13 protein-coding genes are annotated in these 16,535 nt (G+C 70.8%); 9 read left to right on the forward strand and 4 right to left on the reverse strand.

The features are described from left to right. Positions 1–37: 37 nt before the first annotated feature. Positions 38–1,684 (forward strand): class I adenylate-forming enzyme family protein, encoded by a 1,647-nt coding sequence (locus tag ACIRVK_RS34855; protein ID WP_404254294.1) that lies wholly within the window; start codon positions 38–40, stop codon positions 1,682–1,684. Then, on the forward strand, positions 1,677–2,777 hold the full coding sequence (locus ACIRVK_RS34860; protein ID WP_404254296.1) for a serine hydrolase domain-containing protein: 1,101 nt from the start codon (positions 1,677–1,679) through the stop codon (positions 2,775–2,777). The genes ACIRVK_RS34855 and ACIRVK_RS34860 overlap by 8 nt, the downstream gene beginning before the upstream one ends. A gap of 25 nt (positions 2,778–2,802) precedes the next feature. Here the strand turns inward: ACIRVK_RS34860 and ACIRVK_RS34865 are convergent, their stop codons facing one another. After that, positions 2,803–4,302 (reverse strand): RICIN domain-containing protein, encoded by a 1,500-nt coding sequence (locus ACIRVK_RS34865; RefSeq protein WP_404254298.1) that lies wholly within the window; start codon positions 4,300–4,302, stop codon positions 2,803–2,805. A 451-nt stretch (positions 4,303–4,753) separates the two neighbouring features. Here ACIRVK_RS34865 and ACIRVK_RS34870 point away from each other — a divergent pair, with 451 nt between their 5' ends. Next, positions 4,754–6,688, forward strand: coding sequence for a glycoside hydrolase family 97 catalytic domain-containing protein (locus ACIRVK_RS34870; RefSeq protein WP_404254300.1), 1,935 nt, complete (start codon positions 4,754–4,756; stop codon positions 6,686–6,688). Between the two features lie 172 nt (positions 6,689–6,860). On the opposite strand, the gene ACIRVK_RS34875 is transcribed toward ACIRVK_RS34870, so the two are convergent. Together ACIRVK_RS34875 and ACIRVK_RS34880 are read right to left on the reverse strand one after the other, a co-directional pair. Continuing rightward, entirely contained in the window at positions 6,861–8,042 is a 1,182-nt protein-coding gene (locus ACIRVK_RS34875; protein WP_404254302.1) for an amidohydrolase family protein, read from the reverse strand. A 127-nt stretch (positions 8,043–8,169) separates the two neighbouring features. Then, entirely contained in the window at positions 8,170–8,973 is an 804-nt protein-coding gene (locus ACIRVK_RS34880) for a FadR/GntR family transcriptional regulator (RefSeq protein WP_404254304.1), read from the reverse strand. Positions 8,974–9,142: 169 nt separating this feature from the next. On the opposite strand from ACIRVK_RS34880, the gene ACIRVK_RS34885 reads away from it, so the two are divergent. Continuing rightward, the gene (locus tag ACIRVK_RS34885; protein WP_404254306.1) at positions 9,143–9,970 is read left to right on the forward strand and encodes an enoyl-CoA hydratase-related protein; all 828 of its coding nucleotides are present in this window, start codon (positions 9,143–9,145) and stop codon (positions 9,968–9,970) included. Then, positions 9,967–10,539, forward strand: a complete 573-nt coding sequence (locus tag ACIRVK_RS34890; protein ID WP_404254308.1) for a DUF2889 domain-containing protein — start codon at positions 9,967–9,969, stop codon at positions 10,537–10,539. Before ACIRVK_RS34885 ends, ACIRVK_RS34890 begins: the two co-directional genes overlap by 4 nt. On the opposite strand, the gene ACIRVK_RS34895 is transcribed toward ACIRVK_RS34890, so the two are convergent. Next, complete coding sequence (locus tag ACIRVK_RS34895) at positions 10,526–11,752, reverse strand: acyl-CoA dehydrogenase family protein (RefSeq protein ID WP_404254310.1); 1,227 nt, start codon at positions 11,750–11,752, stop codon at positions 10,526–10,528. The genes ACIRVK_RS34890 and ACIRVK_RS34895 overlap by 14 nt on opposite strands. 123 nt (positions 11,753–11,875) lie before the next feature. Here ACIRVK_RS34895 and fabG point away from each other — a divergent pair, with 123 nt between their 5' ends. The 4 genes from fabG to ACIRVK_RS34915 are packed head-to-tail and all read left to right on the forward strand — an operon-like array spanning position 11,876 to position 16,528. Next, positions 11,876–12,622 carry a 3-oxoacyl-ACP reductase FabG gene (gene fabG / locus ACIRVK_RS34900; RefSeq protein WP_404254312.1) on the forward strand — a complete coding sequence of 249 codons (747 nt, stop codon included), beginning with the start codon at positions 11,876–11,878 and terminating at the stop codon, positions 12,620–12,622. A gap of 33 nt (positions 12,623–12,655) precedes the next feature. Continuing rightward, entirely contained in the window at positions 12,656–13,885 is a 1,230-nt protein-coding gene (locus ACIRVK_RS34905) for an acetyl-CoA C-acetyltransferase (RefSeq protein WP_404254314.1), read from the forward strand. A gap of 1 nt (position 13,886) precedes the next feature. Then, positions 13,887–15,326: an OB-fold domain-containing protein gene (locus ACIRVK_RS34910; protein ID WP_404254316.1), complete on the forward strand. Its 1,440-nt coding sequence runs from the start codon at positions 13,887–13,889 to the stop codon at positions 15,324–15,326. Beyond that, the gene (locus ACIRVK_RS34915) at positions 15,323–16,528 is read left to right on the forward strand and encodes an acetyl-CoA acetyltransferase (RefSeq protein WP_404254318.1); all 1,206 of its coding nucleotides are present in this window, start codon (positions 15,323–15,325) and stop codon (positions 16,526–16,528) included. Before ACIRVK_RS34910 ends, ACIRVK_RS34915 begins: the two co-directional genes overlap by 4 nt. Positions 16,529–16,535 lie beyond the last annotated feature (7 nt).

Consider the following 16,535-nt stretch of genomic DNA (forward strand, 5'->3'; position numbering starts at 1 on the left):
GGCACGAGAGGCAGCGCCGGCGCGAGGGGTTGGGCCAGTGACGGCGGCCGAAGCGGCGCGGGTGGGCGACGCGAAGTCGCTGCCCGACCTGGCCCGGGTGGGTGCTCCCGTCGTCCGGCGTGCGGGGCCGCTCACGCGCGACGGCGCGCAGGATGTCGGGCGGAACCTGCCGGAGGACCTCCAGCGCGGGTCGCGACGCCCGGACGGAGCGCCGGAGGTCGGCTTGGCGCGGACCCTCGACCCGGTCGACGGCACCTGGACGGCCATGGTGATCCGCGCCTACGACCACGACCGTCCCGCCGTCCGCTTCGGCGACCTGGTCTGGAGCGGACGCCAACTCCTCGACCGGGCGGGCGGCGCCGCCGACTGGCTGGACACGCTCGGCCTGGAGCCCGGCCTCCCCGCCCCGGCCCTGGTCGCCACCTCCGCCGACGCCCTCGCGCTGGTCATCGGCGGCGCCGGTTCCGGCCACCCGCTCGCGCCGCTCGGCGTCCGCATGACCGCGCACGAGATCGCCGCCGTGGTCAAGGGGATGCCGGCCCGGATCCTGCTGGCGCAGCCCGAGTTCGCCCACCTCGCCGAACAGGTCGCCGAGCTGTGCGGCCGGCGGATCGCCCTGGTGCCCGAACTCCCCAGCAAGGCCAGGGCATTGACGGCCCTCCCCGACGAACTCGCCGCCGTCCTGCACACCTCCGGCACGACCGGCCTGCCCAAACCCGTCCCCATGAGCCAGCGGCGGCTGGCCGCCCGGGCCCGCGTCAACGGGCGGCTGTGCGGGCTCGACCCCGACAGCTTCTACGGCGGCAGCGCGCCCTTCCACCACATCGCGGGCCTCGGCAACATCGCCGTCGCCCTCGCCGCGGGCGCGCTGATCACCGGCCTGCCCCGCTTCAGCGTCGAGGGCTGGAGCCTGCTGAGGGACCTCGGCACCACACACACCAGCATGGTCCCGGCGATGCTGGAGACCCTGCTGGCCGCAGGCGAGGCACGGCACCCGACCCTGCGGACCCTCCAGTACGGGGGCGCGCCCGTGCGTCCGGGCACGTTGCGGCGGACGTACGAGGCGATGCCCGGTGTCCGCATGCTCAACATGTTCGGCCAGACGGAGGGGTCGCCGATCAGCGTGCTCACGCCCGAGGACCACCGGGAAGCGGTGGCGGGACGCGCCGAGCTGCTGCGTTCGGTGGGCCGGCCCGCCCCCGGCGTCGAGGTGTGGGTCGCCGACGCCGGACCGGACGGCGTCGGCGAGATCCACGCCCGCGCCGGCCATTTCTTCCGCGTCGACGCCGAGGGCTGGCTGCACAGCGGCGATCTGGGCAGGATCGCGGACGACGGCTACCTCTACCTTCTCGGCCGCCGCACCGACATGATCATCCGCGGCGGTGAGAACGTCCATCCGCTGGAGGTCGAGACGGTCCTGACCGCGCATCCGGGCGTGGCGGACGCGGCGGTGACCGGCGTACCAGACGAACGGCTCGGGCAGACGGTCGTCGCGTTCGTCGTCGCGGCCGACCCCGGCGCCCCGCCCGAACCGACGGCGCTCAGAAGCCATGCCCGTGCCCGGCTGTCCGGGTTCAAGGTCCCGGTGCGCTGGTGGTTCGTGGCCGACCTGCCGCGCAACGCCAACGGCAAGGTCGTCCGCCGTGCCCTGCGCGAGCCGTACGAAGGAGGACCCCATGTCTGACCAGGTCGACTCGACCCGCCTCGGCACGCTCCTGGAGCTGATCCGGCGGGAGGTCGAGCACGGCCCCCTGCCGTCGGCGCAGGTCGCCGTCGCCCACGACGGGCGGCTGGTGGCCTGCGAGACCTACGGCGACGCCCGCCCGGACACCCGGTACGTCCTGCAGTCCGTGGGACGGTCGATCGTCGCCGGCGCGGTGTGGAAGCTGATCGGTGACGGACTACTGGACGTGGGTGAACGGGTCGCCGAGATCATCCCGGAGTTCGCGCCGAACGGGAAGGCGGCGGTGACGGTCGAGCAGGTGCTCACGCACACCGCCGGCTTCCCTTTCGCGCCCCTCGGACTCTCCAAGGCGCTCGACCGGGAGCAGCGGCTGGCCGCCTTCGGACGCTGGCGGCTCGACTACCCCCCGGGCAGCCGCTTCCAGTTCCACCTCACCTCGTCGGCCTGGCTGATCGCCGAGATCACCGAACGGCGTACGGGGCTGGCCTTCGCCGACTACCTGCGCGAACGCATCACCGCGCCGCTGGGTCTGTCGTCGATCGAGCTGGGGGTGCCCGTGGAACGGCAGCCGGGCTCCGTGGCACCGATGCTCGCCACCGACCGCACGGACGACACGCAGGAACCCGACCCGTGGGGGCCGTGGTACCTGTCCGATCCGAAGGTGCTGGCGGCCGGCGAGCCCAGTCACGCCCTGGTCGCCACGGCCGCCGATGTCGCGCTGTACTTCCAGGCGCTGTTCCATTCCGGCCTGTGGAAGCCGGAGGCGGTGGCGGAGGGCATCCGGATCCGGTTCACCGACCGCCCGCACGGGGAGCGGATCTACGGGGGCGGCGGTGGACCCCGTACGAGCATGGGGCTGTTCGTGACCGTGGCCGGCCCCGACGCCGGCAGCAACCTGCCGTCGACCGGCTCGCCCGCACTCTTCGGGAGCGCCGGAGCCGCCTACCAACTGGGCTTCATGGAACCGGAGTCGGGCCTGTCCTTCGCCTGCCTGTGCAACGGCTATCCGCTGGCCGGCTACGACCACTCCCCGCACGGCACCCGCCTGATCACCGACATCGCGAACCTGGCGGCGGGCCTGGTCGGCTCCTAGTGCCGCGGCACTAGCATCGGGATGGTCAGGACATCGTCCACTGTTGGCTGGTGGCGCCGGTGCCGGTCAGCTGGACGACGGCGGCACCCGCGGTGGTGGAGGAGGAGTCCACACCGATGTGCAGTCCGCTGCCCATGTTGACAAGCATGAACTTGGTGCCGGTCAGGCTGCCGACGAGGTCGGCGGCGAACTGCTGGTTGGCGCCGCCGTTGCAGGTCCACTGCTGCAGTTGGAAATTTTCCGCGGCGGACTTGCTCGGGACGTCCAGGCACAGGCCGCTCTTGACGCTGACGAGTGTGTAGACGTTGTCAGCCACCCGGTTCAGCGTCCACTTCTGGTTGTCGCCACCGTTGGACTGCCACTGGATGATCTTGGCGCCGCTGGTCGTGGAACCGCTCGCGACGTCCATCAGCATCGAGCTGCCCGCGTTGGTGAGGGTGTGCACCGCGTTGGTGGGCACGCCGGAGTCGGGCGTCCAGGTGCCGGCGCCGGTGTCGAGCGACCAGCTCGGGTACTGACCGACGTTGACCACCGTGCCGCGGATGGTCATCGGCAGCCAGATCAGCTGGGAGTTGCCGAGGTCGCCGGCGTTCCACCGGTCGCCGGCGTAGATGTAGGTGGTGCCGGCGCTGCCCTGCACGGTGATGATGTTGGCCGTCTGGCTGTTGTACGTGTGGGTGCCCGGTGCCGCGAAGTTCCGCATCGGCGCCCAGGTCCCGCTCAGCGAGGTGGCGGTGGTGTAGACGTTGTCGTTGGCGCCCCAGCCGGTCAGGTGAGAGGCGAGCAGGTAGTAGACGCCGTTGATCTTCACCATGGCGGGCGCCTCGTAGCTGTTGGCCGATCCGCCGCTGCCCAGCAGGGCCACGCCGCTGTCCACGGAGAGGTAGTCGGCGGAGAGCTTGTAGATGTGCAGGCCGTTGTTGCGGTCCTCGCTCAGCAGGTAGCCGGTGCCGTCGCTGTCCTGGAACAGGCCGATGTCCCGGCTCACGTTGCCCAGCGGGCGGAAGCTGCCCCGGTAGGTGTAGGGCCCGCAGGGGGTGCTGCTGGTGGCCACGCCGACCCGCGCGTCGCCGTAGTTGGTGCTGTCGATGTGCATGTACATCACGTACGTGCTGGTCGACGCGTTGTATATGACCTTCGGCCGCTCCACGACCCGGCTCGGGCCCAGGTCGCCGCTGGCCTGCTTGGCCAGGGCCACGCCCTGGTACGTCCAGTTGGCGAGGTCGGTCGAAGCGTAGCAGGGGATGTCCTGGAAGGACGTGTTGGACGAGGTTTCACCCGTCTTGTCCTCGCCGAAGCCGTACCAGGTGCTGCCGACCTTGATGATGCCCAGGCCGTGCAGCTGGAGCGTGTTTCCGTTCTGGTCGGTCCTGGTGGCGCCCAGAGTGAACGTGACGGAGGCGGCGCTGGCGGGCACGGCGGGCAGCAACAGTGCCGTGAGACTTCCCAGCACGGTGAGGAACGCGGCGGCGACTGCCCGCCACCGGCTGCGCGGGGCTCTGTTGTGGAGTGCTCGATTCGGCATGCTCTGCATCTCCTTCGATGTCCTGAATCGCATGACGTCGTCCGCCCGGCGAAGCTGCCTGGCGGCGCGCTGGATGGGAGAGCTGGGGCCCGCGAGAACGGTGAACGCGGCCGACGTGGGGAAGCGGCCGTTCAGTGGGAAATGAGAGCTACCTGTTCGGTTCGGTGTCAAGATGTGCGATCGATTTTGTTTTGTTAGGACGGAGACGGCCGGCCGGGGTGACGGGTGTGGTGACCTGCCGACCCCGCCCCGATGCCCACATCAGCGCTCAGATGGGCAGGTCTGGTAGGAACCTGACGCCCGTTCATGCTGTTGCTCGAGCTGTTGACCTACCCGGAGTACTGCCGTAGAACTGCCCGATGTTGGTGGGAAACCGTTGGTTGCTGTTTGGTTGTGTTGAGTCGGTTCCCGCTCTACAGACGCCGGTCACCCCACGGAGAGGTGTACTGCCATGCAGCTACCAGCACGTTCGGTGTCCCGCCGAGGACTGCTCAAGGGCGCGGCGGTCGCCGCCGGTGCGGCCGCGGCCGGCCTCGGTGCGACGGGTACAGCCGCGGCGGCGGACACCTCGGTCACCGCGACGGCACCCGACGGCAGCACCACGATCACGATGTCCCTGACCGGCGGCGTCCTGAGCTGGTCGGCCAAGCGCAAAGGCGTGTCCGTCGTCGACACCTCGGCCCTCGGCCTGAAACTGAGCGACGGGACGATGCTCGGCCGCGGCGGCACGCTCCTCACCAACTACCAGCACTGGACTGTCGACAACACCTGGTCCCCGGTCTACGGCCGCAACGCGACCGTCCACGACTGGTACCAGGAGATGCGCTGGAACCTCCAGGACACCGCCACCCTGATCAACTTCAGCGTCCAGCTCCGCGCCTACCCCAGCGGTGTCGCCTTCCGGTACGCGCTGCTCGACAAGGGCACCGCCACCATCGCCGACGAGCTGACGACGTTCGTCTTCCCCGACAGCGCACTCGTCTACGGCTACCGGGACGAGGACCCGTACAACCCGGTCGCCCCAGGCTCGATCCCGTCCACCGGGACCTCCGGCACCGACACCGGCCCGCTGACCGACCTGCCGCTGACCGCGACGTATGCGAGTGGCGGGCTGATCGCCTGCGTCTGCGAGTCGTCCCGGGTCAACTACCCACGGCTGATGCTGAGTTCGGTGTCCGGGCAGCCGAACACCCTGGCCACCTATTTGATGGAGCACACCGCCCGGGGGAGTGGGCCGGTGCAGACGACCTCAACGGTGACCACCCCGTTCGCCACCCCCTGGCGCGCGGTGGTGACCGGTTCCACCCACGCCGAACTCGTCGACAACGCCGAGCTGGTGCTCAACCTGGCCCCCACCGGCGCGCTGGCCGACACCTCGTGGATCAGGCCCGGCAAGGTCTTCCGCTGCCAGCTGACCACCGCCGACGGCATGGCGGGCGTCGACTTCGCGGCCGCCCGCGGGCTGCAGTACATCGAGTACGACTCCGGCTGGTACGGGCCGGAGCACACGACGACCGACGCCACCAAGCCCATCGCCGCGATCGACCTGCCGTCGGTGATCTCCCACGCCGCGAGCAAGGGCATCGGCGTCATCCTCTACGTCAATCCCCTGGCCATACCCGACGCGGACTCGCTGTTCGCTCTTTACCGCAGCTGGGGCATCGCCGGCGTCAAGCTGGGCTTCATCAACGACGGCACCCAGGCCATGACCAACCAGATCATCGCCTGGGCCAGGGCGGCGGCGCAGTACAGGCTGCTGCTCGACACGCACGACGACGTGCGTCCGTTCGGCTACGAGCGGACGTACCCCAACTGGGTCAGCCTGGAGGGTGTGCGGGGCAACGAGCACTTCCCGACCGCCTCGCACAACGTCACCCTGCCGTTCGCCCGGAACGTCGGCGGGCCGATGGACTACACCATCTGCTACGGCCAGTCGCGCGACCAGACCACCAACGCCCACCAGATGGCGATGGCCGCGGTCTTCTACCAACCGCTGAACTTCCTCTACTGGTACGACTCACCGTCGAAGTACTCCAACACCGCCAACTGGCCAGGCCTGCCGTGGTTCGACGCCATCCCCACCACCTGGGACGAGAGCCGCACCCTCGCCGGCTCGATCGGCCAGTACGTCGCGGTCGCCCGCCGCAAGGGCACCACCTGGTATCTGGGCGCCATGACCAACGAGTCGGCCCGGACGCTGTCGCTCCCGCTGTCCTTCCTCGGCAGTGGCAACTGGACGGCGACGGTCTACGCCGACGGCACGCCCGGCACCTCCGCCTACCAGACCCCCGTCGTGGTGAGCAGCCGGACCCTCACCTCGGCGACCGTGCTCAGTGTGGCCATGGCCCCCTCCGGGGGCCAGGCGGTGGTGCTGAAGCCGAGCTGACGCCGGTGCGGGCCCGCCAGTGAGGAAGGGGATGCCGGTGCCGGGTGGCGGACAGGCAGGTGAGCCTGCTCGCCCCTGGTCAGGGTGTGCCCACCCGGTTCGGGCGGAGGCTGAGGGCGGTGACGGACGGAGTTCCGGGCCCGTTCTCCGCCGCGAACGGGGCCTGCGAGGCTCAGCGGGTGATCAGCTGCTGGGCGTTGTTGAACATGATGTCGTCCTGCGCGGACTCGTCGAGTTCCGCGATCAGCTTACGGAAGTCGCCCGGGGCGGCCAGGCCCTCCGCGTGCGGGAAGTCGGAGCCCATGACGATGGACTCGTGGTAGCCCAGACGCTTCACCACGTCCACGATGTCGTCCTCGGGATAGGGCACCACCCGGACGTGCTTGCGGAAGACCTGGCTGGGCCGCTCGTCCAACTGCCCGCCGATCCAGGGGCCGTTGCGGCCCATGCCCCGGCTCTTGTCCATGTGGCGGACGAAGTGCGGCACCCACTCGGAGCCGAACTCGGACACCAGGACGTTGATGTCGGGGAAGCGTCCGAAGAGGTTGTCGAAGATCAGCGCGGACAGCGTCTCCTCGATGGGGCGCTGGCCGTAGGTGTTCTGCCACTGCCAGGCCGACATCCGGAAGTGGATCGGGTGCGGGTCGAAGCCCCAGGAGGGGGCGACCTGCGAGTTGTAGTAGAACTCGCTGATGTGGTAGCAGACGCTCGCCTTCGCCTCGTTGACCAGCTTCCAGAACGGGTCGAAGTACGGGTCGCCCGGTGAACGGCCGTACACGGGCCCGGTGGGCAGCAGGATGAAGCGGGCCCCCTGCTCCAGGACGTACTCCAGCTCCTTGACCGCGCTGGGCAGATCGCGCAGGGAGAGCAGGGCCGGGGCGTAGATGCGGCCCTGGTGGTCGAAGCCCCACACCTCGTTCATGTAGCGGTTGAAGGAGTGGTAGTTGGCGTAGAGCGGCTCGACGCCCTTGACGTACTCCTCGGCCACCAGCGCCCAGCCGCCCGGGTACATGATCGTCTGGTCCAGGCCCTGCTCGTCCATGACCCGCAGCCGTGACTCGCGGTTCTGGTACGACTCGTGCATCGGCTCGAACTGGTACGTCTCCTCCGGATTGCCCGAGGCCATCGCCTTGAGCATCTCCTTCAGCGAGCCGGGACGGTAGACCTGTCCGAACTCGGGCTCCAGACACACGACGATCCGGTCCCCGGCGAGGATCACCTCCCGGCCGTCCGGCAGCGTCACCGGTGCGACCGCCGCACCGAGGAACTCCTTCGGGAGGTAGCGGGTGAAGGAGTCCCGCTCCTCGTACATGTGCTGGTCGCAGTCGAAGATGCGCTTGCGGTGTTCGGCCATGGCCGTCGCCTCCGGACCCCAGGTTCTGTTCAATGCAGCCTATTCAGTGCTCCTTCTATAATTATCTAACTGTTTCTCCGAGGCAAGGGGTTCTCGCGGTCGGGCTCGCCGCGCAGGGCCCGGCAGGTCAGTCGATGAGCTCGAGGACCGTCTTCGGTCCGGCCGCGTTCACCACGTCGTCGGCGCTGGAGATGTGCCGCTGCCAGAGCTTCTCCGCCTCGTCCGCCTTGCCGGACTCGATCAGACCGATCAGCCGGACGTGCGCCCGGTGGCCCTTGAGGGCCTGTGCCTTCTGGGTCTCGGCGTCGGTGGCGGCCGCGGTGTACGAGGCGTTGGCCCGGTCGATGATGTTGCGCACCATGCCGCACAGCAGGATCAGGGTCTGGTTGCCGGTGAGCTCCACCAGTAGCGCGTGGAAGGCGTCCTGGGCATCGACCAGGGCGAGGGGGTCTTCCAGGGCCGCCTTCTCGGCGGCGACCGCCTCGCGCAGCCGCGTGATGTCGGCCGCGCTGTGCTTGGTGGCGAGCTGGCGGGCGCAGGGCGGCTCGATGAGCGCCGCCGCGCGGTAGAGGTCGCCCAGTGTGGCGCCGCGGTACTCGAGGATCAGGCCGGCGAAGCGGGCGGCGACGTCCGCGTCGGGCGCGCTCACCCGGGCGCCGCCGTGGGCGCCGCGGCGCACCGTGATCAGGGACTCCGACTCCAGGACGCGGAACGCCTCGCGCAGGGTCGGCCGCGAGATGCCGAACTGCTCCATCAGTCCCGACTCGGGGGGCAGCGCGTCGCCCGGCTTCAGTTCGCCCCGTACGATCTGGCGGCGTAGGTGCGCGGCGACCAGTTCGGCGGTCTTCGGTACCCGCACCTGGCGCCCGACGCGGCTGCGGGCGGGGGCGGGCACGGCCGCCGTTTCGGTTGCGCGGGCTGCCTCGGCCACGGTGCGCTCCTCATATAGCAAAATGAATCGTCTTAGTGCATCGAGGGTACCAGGTCAAGAGATGGTCGATCATGACATCACGGGACCCGGTCTGGCGCGGTTGGCACACCTTGGGATATAGATGATTCATCTATCTATTAGGGGGGCCTGGCCCGTGGGAGTGACCTCGATGACCGAGAAGGCGACCCCGGTGATCCTCACCGAACTCACCGACGACGGGGTCATGATCCTCACCCTGAACCGGCCGGAGCGGCACAACGCCTGGACGCTGGAGATGGAGCTGCTCTACAACGAGCTGTTCGATCGGGCGGAGGCGGATCCGCGCGTGCGGGTGGTGGTGCTGACCGGCGCCGGACGCAGCTTCTGTCCCGGCATGGACATGAACGTGCTGGACGGGGCCTCCTCGGGTGCCCGGCCGTGGCCCACCGGGCAGTTGCCCCCGCGTACCCGCCCCATGACGTTTCCCAAGCCCGTGGTAGCGGCCGTCAACGGCGCCTGTGCGGGCATCGGCTTCAACCAGGCGCTGATGTGCGACGTCCGGTTCGCCGTGCCGAACGCCAAGTTCGCCGCCGCCTTCAGCGCCCGCGGACTCGTGGCCGAGGACGGCGTCTCCTGGATCCTGCCCCGGCTCGTGGGGTACGGCAACGCCGCCGACCTGCTGCTGTCCTCGCGCCGGGTCACCGGCACGGAGGCCCTGTCGCTGGGCCTGGTCAACCGCCTGGCCGAGCCGGACGACCTGCTCCCCGAGGCCCTCGCCTACGCCACCGAGCTGGCCCGCTCGGCGAGTCCGTACGCGATGTCCCTCATCAAACGGCAGCTCGCCGACGACCAGGCGAGAACCTTCACCGAGAGCAGCGAGAGCGCGGCAGACCTGCTGGCGGTGGCCAAGCGCGCTGCGGACTACCGCGAGGGGGTGCTCAGCTTCATCGAGCGTCGCCCACCGGTATTCCCGGCGCTCGGAGAGGGTGCGCCGGCCCTGGAGGGGAACTCGTCATGACCCGCACCGAACTGCCGCTGCACCGTCGTACGATCACCGTCACCGCCTTCGAGGAGAGCGCCGGCGAGATCTCGGTCGAGGCGGAACTGCGCGACGAGCGCCCCTGGGAGCGGCCGCCGGGCGGCACCGTCCACCGCATGGTGCTGGCGGTGCGGGTCCGCCTCGCCGACATGGTGATCGTGGCGGCCGAGGCCGGAATGAAGGACTTCCCGCACGCCGAGTGCCCGCGGATCGCGCCCGCCTTCGAATCTCTGGTGGGGCTCGGCGTGGCCGGCGGTTACAACCGGGCCATCCAGGAGCGGTTTCGCGGGGTGTCCGGCTGCACCCACCTGTACGAACTGACCCGCGCGCTCGGCCCGGCCGTCGTCCAGGCCGCCATCTCGGCCCGCAACCGGGCCGGCGGCCCGTCCTCCCACGACCCGCGCGCCACCGCCTGGGTGCTGAACAGCTGCCACGTCTGGGCGCCGGACGGCGTCGGCCTGCGCAAGATCGACGCCGGCTGGAGGCCGGGCCCCGGTCCGCGTCCCGTCCCGGAGCTCGCGGTCTTCGAGAGGCCTACGGATTCGTGATCCGGGGCTCGCGCGGCAGCCCCAGCACCTTCTCCGCGAGGATGTTCCGCTGCACCTGCGAGGTGCCGGCGTAGATCGTGCCCGAGCGGGCGATCAGGTACGTCGTCGACCAGGACGCGGAGGAGTTCGCCGCGCCGGGGTCGTCGGTGCGGTACGTGCGCAGGGGCGGCCGGCCGACCGGCACCTGGCCGTGCAGGCCCATGATGTCCATCGCCAGATCGGTGACCTCGGTGTGGTACTCGCTCCAGTACAGCTTGGCGATCGACGACTCGGGGCCCGGCTCCGCGCCCTTGAGCCAGCCGGTGAGGATCCGGTAGCCGAGGCAGCGCATGATCTCGACCTTGGACCAGCACCAGGCGATGCGCTGCCGGACGACCGGGTCCCGGTCCTTGCCGTACTGGCGCGCGAGTTCCATCAGGCGTTCCACCTCGGCCCGGAAGAGGATCGGGTTGGTCGCCGCCTCCTCCCCGCGCTCGACGCCCAGCAGGCTCTGGGCGACCGTCCAGCCGTTGTCGACGCCGCCCACCACGAGGTCGGCGCGGGTGCGAGCGCCGTCGAAGAAGACCTCGTTGAAGTGCAGCTGCCCGCTCATCATGCGGAACGGCCGTACCTGGATGCCGGGTTGGTCCAGCGGGACCAGGAGGAAGGAGATGCCCCGGTGCTTGGAGGCCCCGGGGTTCGTCCGGGCCAGGACGAAGATCCAGTCGCTGTGGTGGGCGCCGGAGGTCCACACCTTCTGGCCGTCGATCACCCACGCGTCGCCGTCCCGTACGGCCCGGGTCTTGAGGGAGGCCAGGTCGGAACCCGCGTCGGGCTCGGAGTACCCCTGGCACCAGGTGTCCTCGCCGCTGAGGATGCGGGGCAGGAAGCGGCTCTTCTGCTCCTCGGTGCCCCAGCGCAGCAGCGTGTTCGCCAGCATCTTCACGCCGAAGGTGTCCTGCGGCAGCCCGAACGGTACCCCCGCCAGGGCGAGTTCCTCCATCAGCACGACCTGGTGCAGCTTGGACAGACCGCGGCCGCCGTACTCCTCGGGCCAGGTCAGGGACAGGTAACCGCGCTCGACGAGCTGCCCGCGCCAGGTGCGGGCGAAGGCCCAGGCGGCCTCCTCGTCCAGGGCGCCGATGCCGCTCCAGCCGGCCGGCAGCGACGCGGCGAGGAAGGCCCTGACCTCCGCGCGGAAGGTCTCCGTCTCCGGGGGATAGCTGATGTCCACCTGCGTGCACTCCTCGTCCGGCGCCGCCCGCACAGCTGATCGCTGTATTGATTGTTTCAGCATAATAGGTTATCTATTTAACGCGGAAGAGAACGAAGAGGTTCGAGTCGGAAGCGGGCTGACATGGGACTGCTGGACGGCCGGAACGCGGTGATCACCGGCGGCGCACAGGGCATCGGCTTCGAGATCGCCGGCGTCCTCGGCGGCGCGGGCGCGAGCGTCGTCCTCGGCGACATCGACGAGGACGCCGCGGCCGAGGCCGCGAAACGCCTCGCCGACCACGGCGTGGCCGCCACCTCGCTGCGCTGCGACGTCACCGACGAGGACGAGGTCGCCGCGCTCGTGGCCCACTGCACCGACACCTTCGGCCCGCTCGGCGTCATGGTCAACAATGCCGGCATCACCCGGGACGCGACCCTGCGCAAGATGCCCCTCGCCGACTTCCGTGCCGTCCTCGACGTCCACCTCACCGGCGCCTGGAACGGCACCCGGTACGCCGCCGAGGCCATGCGCGCACACGGGCGGGGCGGCAGCATCGTCAACATCTCCTCCATCGCCGGCAAGGTCGGCAACTTCGGCCAGACCAACTACAGCGCCGCCAAGGCCGGCCTGGTCGGCCTGACCAAGGCCTCCGCCAAGGAACTCGCCAAGGCGGGCGTCCGGGTCAACGCCGTACAGCCCGGCCTGATCCGCACCGCCATGACCGAGGCGATGCCCCGGGCCGCCTGGGACGCCAAGCTCGCCGAGATCCCCCTGGGCCGCGCCGGTGAACCCGCCGAGGTCGCCCAGACCGTCCTCTTCCTCGCCTCCGACATGGCGAGCTACATCACCGGGGCCGTGGTCGAGGTGACCGGCGGCCGGTACATGTGAGCCCGCCGAACCCGCTGACGAAAGGCATGACCGATGCGTGACGCGGTGATCTGCGAACCGATCCGGACCCCGGTCGGCGGCTACGGGGGAGCCTTCCGGGACGTCACCGCGGCCGAACTCGCCGCCACCGTCGTCCGGGCCCTCCTGGACCGCACCGGCATCCCGCCCACGGCCGTCGACGACGTACTCCTGGGCCAGTGCTACCCCAACGGCGAGGCCCCGGCCATCGGCCGCGTCGCGGCGCTGGACGCCGGACTCCCCGTGGAGGTGCCCGGGCTCCAGATCGACCGCCGCTGCGGCTCCGGACTCCAGGCGGTCATCACCGCCGCGATGCAGGTGCAGACGGGCGCGAGCGACCTCGTGCTCGCCGGGGGCGTCGAGTCCATGAGTCGGGCCGAGTTCTACACCACCGACGTCCGCTGGGGGGTGCGCGGCGCGGGCACCACCCTGCACGACCGGCTGGCCCGCGGCCGGGTCACCTCCGGTGGCGTCAACCACCCGGTCCCCGGGGGCATGCTGGAGACCGCCGAGAACCTGCGCCGCGAGTACGGCATCCCCCGCGAGGAACAGGACGAACTGGCCCTGCGCTCACACCAGAAGGCCGTCGCGGCCCAGCGGGAGGGCCGCTTCGCCGACGAGATCGTTCCCGTCACCGTACGTACCCGCAAGGGCGAGACAGTCGTCGACACCGACGAACACCCCCGCCCCGACTCCTCGTTGGACCGGCTCGCCGCGCTGCGACCGGTGCTCGGCCGGCAGGACCCGGAAGCCACCGTCACGGCCGGCAATGCCAGCGGCCAGAACGACGGCGCCGCACTCTGCGTGGTCACCCACCCCGAACGCGCCGCCGAACTCGGCCTGCGCCCCCTGGGCCGCCTGGTTTCCTGGGCCGTCGTCGGCGTGCCACCCGAGACGATGGGCATCGGACCCGTACCCGCCACCGCCAGGGCACTGGAGCGGGCGGGGCTCAAGCTCGCCGACATCGACCTGATCGAACTCAACGAGGCCTTCGCCGCCCAGGTCCTCGCCTGCACCCGCGAATGGGCCCTGACCGACGCCGACTTCGAGCGGTTCAACGTCAACGGTTCCGGCATCTCGCTCGGCCACCCCGTCGGCGCCACCGGTGGCCGCATCCTCGCCACCCTGCTGCGCGAACTCGACCGCCGCCAGGCCCGCTACGGCCTGGAGACCATGTGCCTCGGCGGCGGCCAGGGCCTCGCAGCCATCTTCGAACGCCCCGGCAACCCCACTGGAGGACGCTGACATGGCCGGACTGATCGCCTACGGCGCCCATGTGCCGTACCACCGCCTGGCCCGCGCCGATGTCGCCGCCACCCTGGGGACGGCACCCGGCCGCGGCACCCGCGCGGTCGCGGGCTACGACGAGGACACCACGTCCATGGCCGTCGAGGCGGCCCGCACCGCCCTCGCCCGCGACGGACTGCGCGCCCGCATCGGCCAGCTCTTCCTCGCCACCGCCCAACCCGCCTACCTCGACAAGACGAACGCGACCGCCGTCCATGCCGCGCTCCGCCTCGACGAGCACGTCCTCGCCGCCGACATGGCCGGCTCGGTCCGCTCCGGCCTCGGCGCCCTGGTCACCGCCGCCCGCTCACCTGTCCCCACCCTGGCCGTCCTGTCCGACCTGCGCACCGGCCTGCCCGGTGGCAGCGACGAGGTCATGGGCGGCGACGGCGCGGCGGCGTTCGTCTTCGGCGGCCACCGCAACGGGGCGCCCGTCCTCGCGGAGCTGCTCGCCCACGACACCGTCAGCGACGAACTCCTCGACCGCTGGCGCCTGCCGGGCGCCCCCGCCTCCCGCGTCTGGGAGGAACGCTTCGCCGAGGAGATCTACGTCCACCTCGCCGACAAGGCGCTGACCGCCGCCCTCGACCAGGCGGGCCTCGACCGCGACGCCGTCGACCACCTCATCGTCTCCGGCCTGCACGCCCGCGCCTGCGCGACGGTACGGCGGAGCGCCGGCACCCGCCCCGAGGCGGCGGTCCCGGACCTCGCCGACGCCATCGGCAACGCCGGCACCGCCCAGCCCGGCCTGCTCCTCGCCGACGTCCTCGACCGTGCGGCGCCCGGCGAGATCATCGCCCTCGTCGTGCTCGGCGACGGCGCCGGAGTCCTGCTGCTGCGCACCACCGACGCGCTCCCGGCCCACCGCAGCATGCGCCCTCTCGCCGCGCAGATCGCCGCGGGCAGCGCCCCGATGCCGTACGCCACCTACCTGTCCTGGCGCGGCCTGCTGGATCGCGAACCACCCCGCCGCCCGGACCCCGAGCCGCCCTACGCCCCGCCCGCGCACCGACGCACCGCCTGGAAGTACGGCTTCGTCGCCGCCCGTTGCGAGAAGTGCGGAACCCGGCAGCTGCCGCCGGACCGGGTGTGCGCCACCTGCCACAGCGTCGACGCCATGACCGACGAGCCGATGGCGCACGTACGGGGCACGGTCGCCACGTTCACCGTCGACCGGCTGGCGCACACGCCCAGCCCGCCGATGCTGGTGGTGGTCGTCGACTATGACGGCGGCGGCCGGTTCCGCTGCCAGCTCACGGACGCCACCGAGGCCGACGCCGTCATCGGGGCCCGGGTGGAGATGACCTTCCGGCGCACGGTCACGGCGTCCGGCATCCACAACTACTTCTGGAAGGCCCGCCCGGTGCGCACCGGCGAGACCGAGGGGACGCAGGGATGAGCTCACACGGAATCCGGGACCGGGTCGCCATCGTCGGCATGGGCTGCACGCCGTTCGGCGAGCACTGGACGCGTTCGGCCGACGACCTGCTGGTCGACGCGGTGGGGGAGGCGGTGACCTCGGCCGGCGTCACCCTCGACGACATCGACGCTTTCTGGTTCGGCACCCAGGCCTCCGGTGTGTCCGGCCTGACCCTGAGCCGGGCGCTGCGCCTGCCGAACAAGCCGGTGACCCGGGTGGAGAACATGTGCGCCACCGGCTCCGAGGCCCTGCGCAACGCCTGCTACGCCGTCGCCTCCGGCGCCTACGACGTGGCCATGGCGGTCGGCGTCGAGAAGCTCAAGGACTCGGGCATGTCCGGGCTGTCCGGTACCGCGATCCCGGGCGCGGGCGACGACAGCCGCGGTGAGATCACCGCCCCCGCCAACTTCTCCCTCCTGGCCCCCGCCTACGCCGCCAAGTACGGCCTGGCGGAAGAGGAGTTGAAGGACGTCATCACCCGCATCGCCTGGAAGAACCACGTCAACGGCGCCCGTAACCCGCGCGCGCAGTTCCGCAAGGAGGTGCCGCTGGAACGCATCCGTTCGGCGCCGATCATCGCGGGCATGCTCGGCGTGTTCGACTGCTCGGGCGTCTCGGACGGTTCGGCGGCGGCGATCGTCGTACGCGCCGAGGACGCCCACAAGTACACCGACAAGCCGATCTTCGTGAAGGCGCTGTCCTTCGTCGCGGGCCCGGCGGACGGGCTCCTCGACCCGGAGTACGACTTCACCACGTTCCCCGAGGTCGTCGCCTCCGCCCAGGAGGCCTACCGGCAGGCGGGCGTGAGCGACCCGCGCACCGAACTCGCCCTCGCCGAGGTCCACGACTGCTTCACGCCGACGGAGCTGGTCCTGATGGAGGACCTCGGTTTCTCCGCCCGCGGACAGGCCTGGAAGGACGTCACCAGTGGGGCGTTCGACCTCGACGGTTCGCTGCCGGTCAACCCGGACGGCGGCCTGAAGGCCTTCGGCCACCCCATCGGCGCCTCGGGGCTGCGGATGATGTTCGAGGCGTGGCTGCAACTGCGGGGCGAGGCACCGGCGGAGCGGACGGTGCCGTCCGTGGCCCGTGGGCGCTCGCTGGCCCTCACCCACAACCTGGGCGGCGGACCCGGCGAGTGCGTCTCCTTCGTGTCCATTGTCGGCAGTGAACTCACGTAGCAGGAAA

The sequence above is a fragment of the Streptomyces sp. NPDC101152 genome (assembly GCF_044768275.1).
Lineage (GTDB): Bacteria > Actinomycetota > Actinomycetes > Streptomycetales > Streptomycetaceae > Streptomyces.

Excerpts from the sequence above, each read along its gene's own strand:
- ACIRVK_RS34860 (WP_404254296.1), top strand. The coding sequence starts at position 1,677 with ATGTCTGACCAGGTCGACTCGACCCGCCTCGGCACGCTCCTGGAGCTG.
- ACIRVK_RS34865 (WP_404254298.1), bottom strand. The coding sequence starts at position 4,302 with ATGCCGAATCGAGCACTCCACAACAGAGCCCCGCGCAGCCGGTGGCGG.
- ACIRVK_RS34870 (WP_404254300.1), top strand. The coding sequence starts at position 4,754 with ATGCAGCTACCAGCACGTTCGGTGTCCCGCCGAGGACTGCTCAAGGGC.
- ACIRVK_RS34875 (WP_404254302.1), bottom strand. The coding sequence starts at position 8,042 with ATGGCCGAACACCGCAAGCGCATCTTCGACTGCGACCAGCACATGTAC.
- ACIRVK_RS34885 (WP_404254306.1), top strand. The coding sequence starts at position 9,143 with ATGACCGAGAAGGCGACCCCGGTGATCCTCACCGAACTCACCGACGAC.
- ACIRVK_RS34890 (WP_404254308.1), top strand. The coding sequence starts at position 9,967 with ATGACCCGCACCGAACTGCCGCTGCACCGTCGTACGATCACCGTCACC.
- fabG (WP_404254312.1), top strand. The coding sequence starts at position 11,876 with ATGGGACTGCTGGACGGCCGGAACGCGGTGATCACCGGCGGCGCACAG.
- ACIRVK_RS34905 (WP_404254314.1), top strand. The coding sequence starts at position 12,656 with ATGCGTGACGCGGTGATCTGCGAACCGATCCGGACCCCGGTCGGCGGC.
- ACIRVK_RS34910 (WP_404254316.1), top strand. The coding sequence starts at position 13,887 with ATGGCCGGACTGATCGCCTACGGCGCCCATGTGCCGTACCACCGCCTG.
- ACIRVK_RS34915 (WP_404254318.1), top strand. The coding sequence starts at position 15,323 with ATGAGCTCACACGGAATCCGGGACCGGGTCGCCATCGTCGGCATGGGC.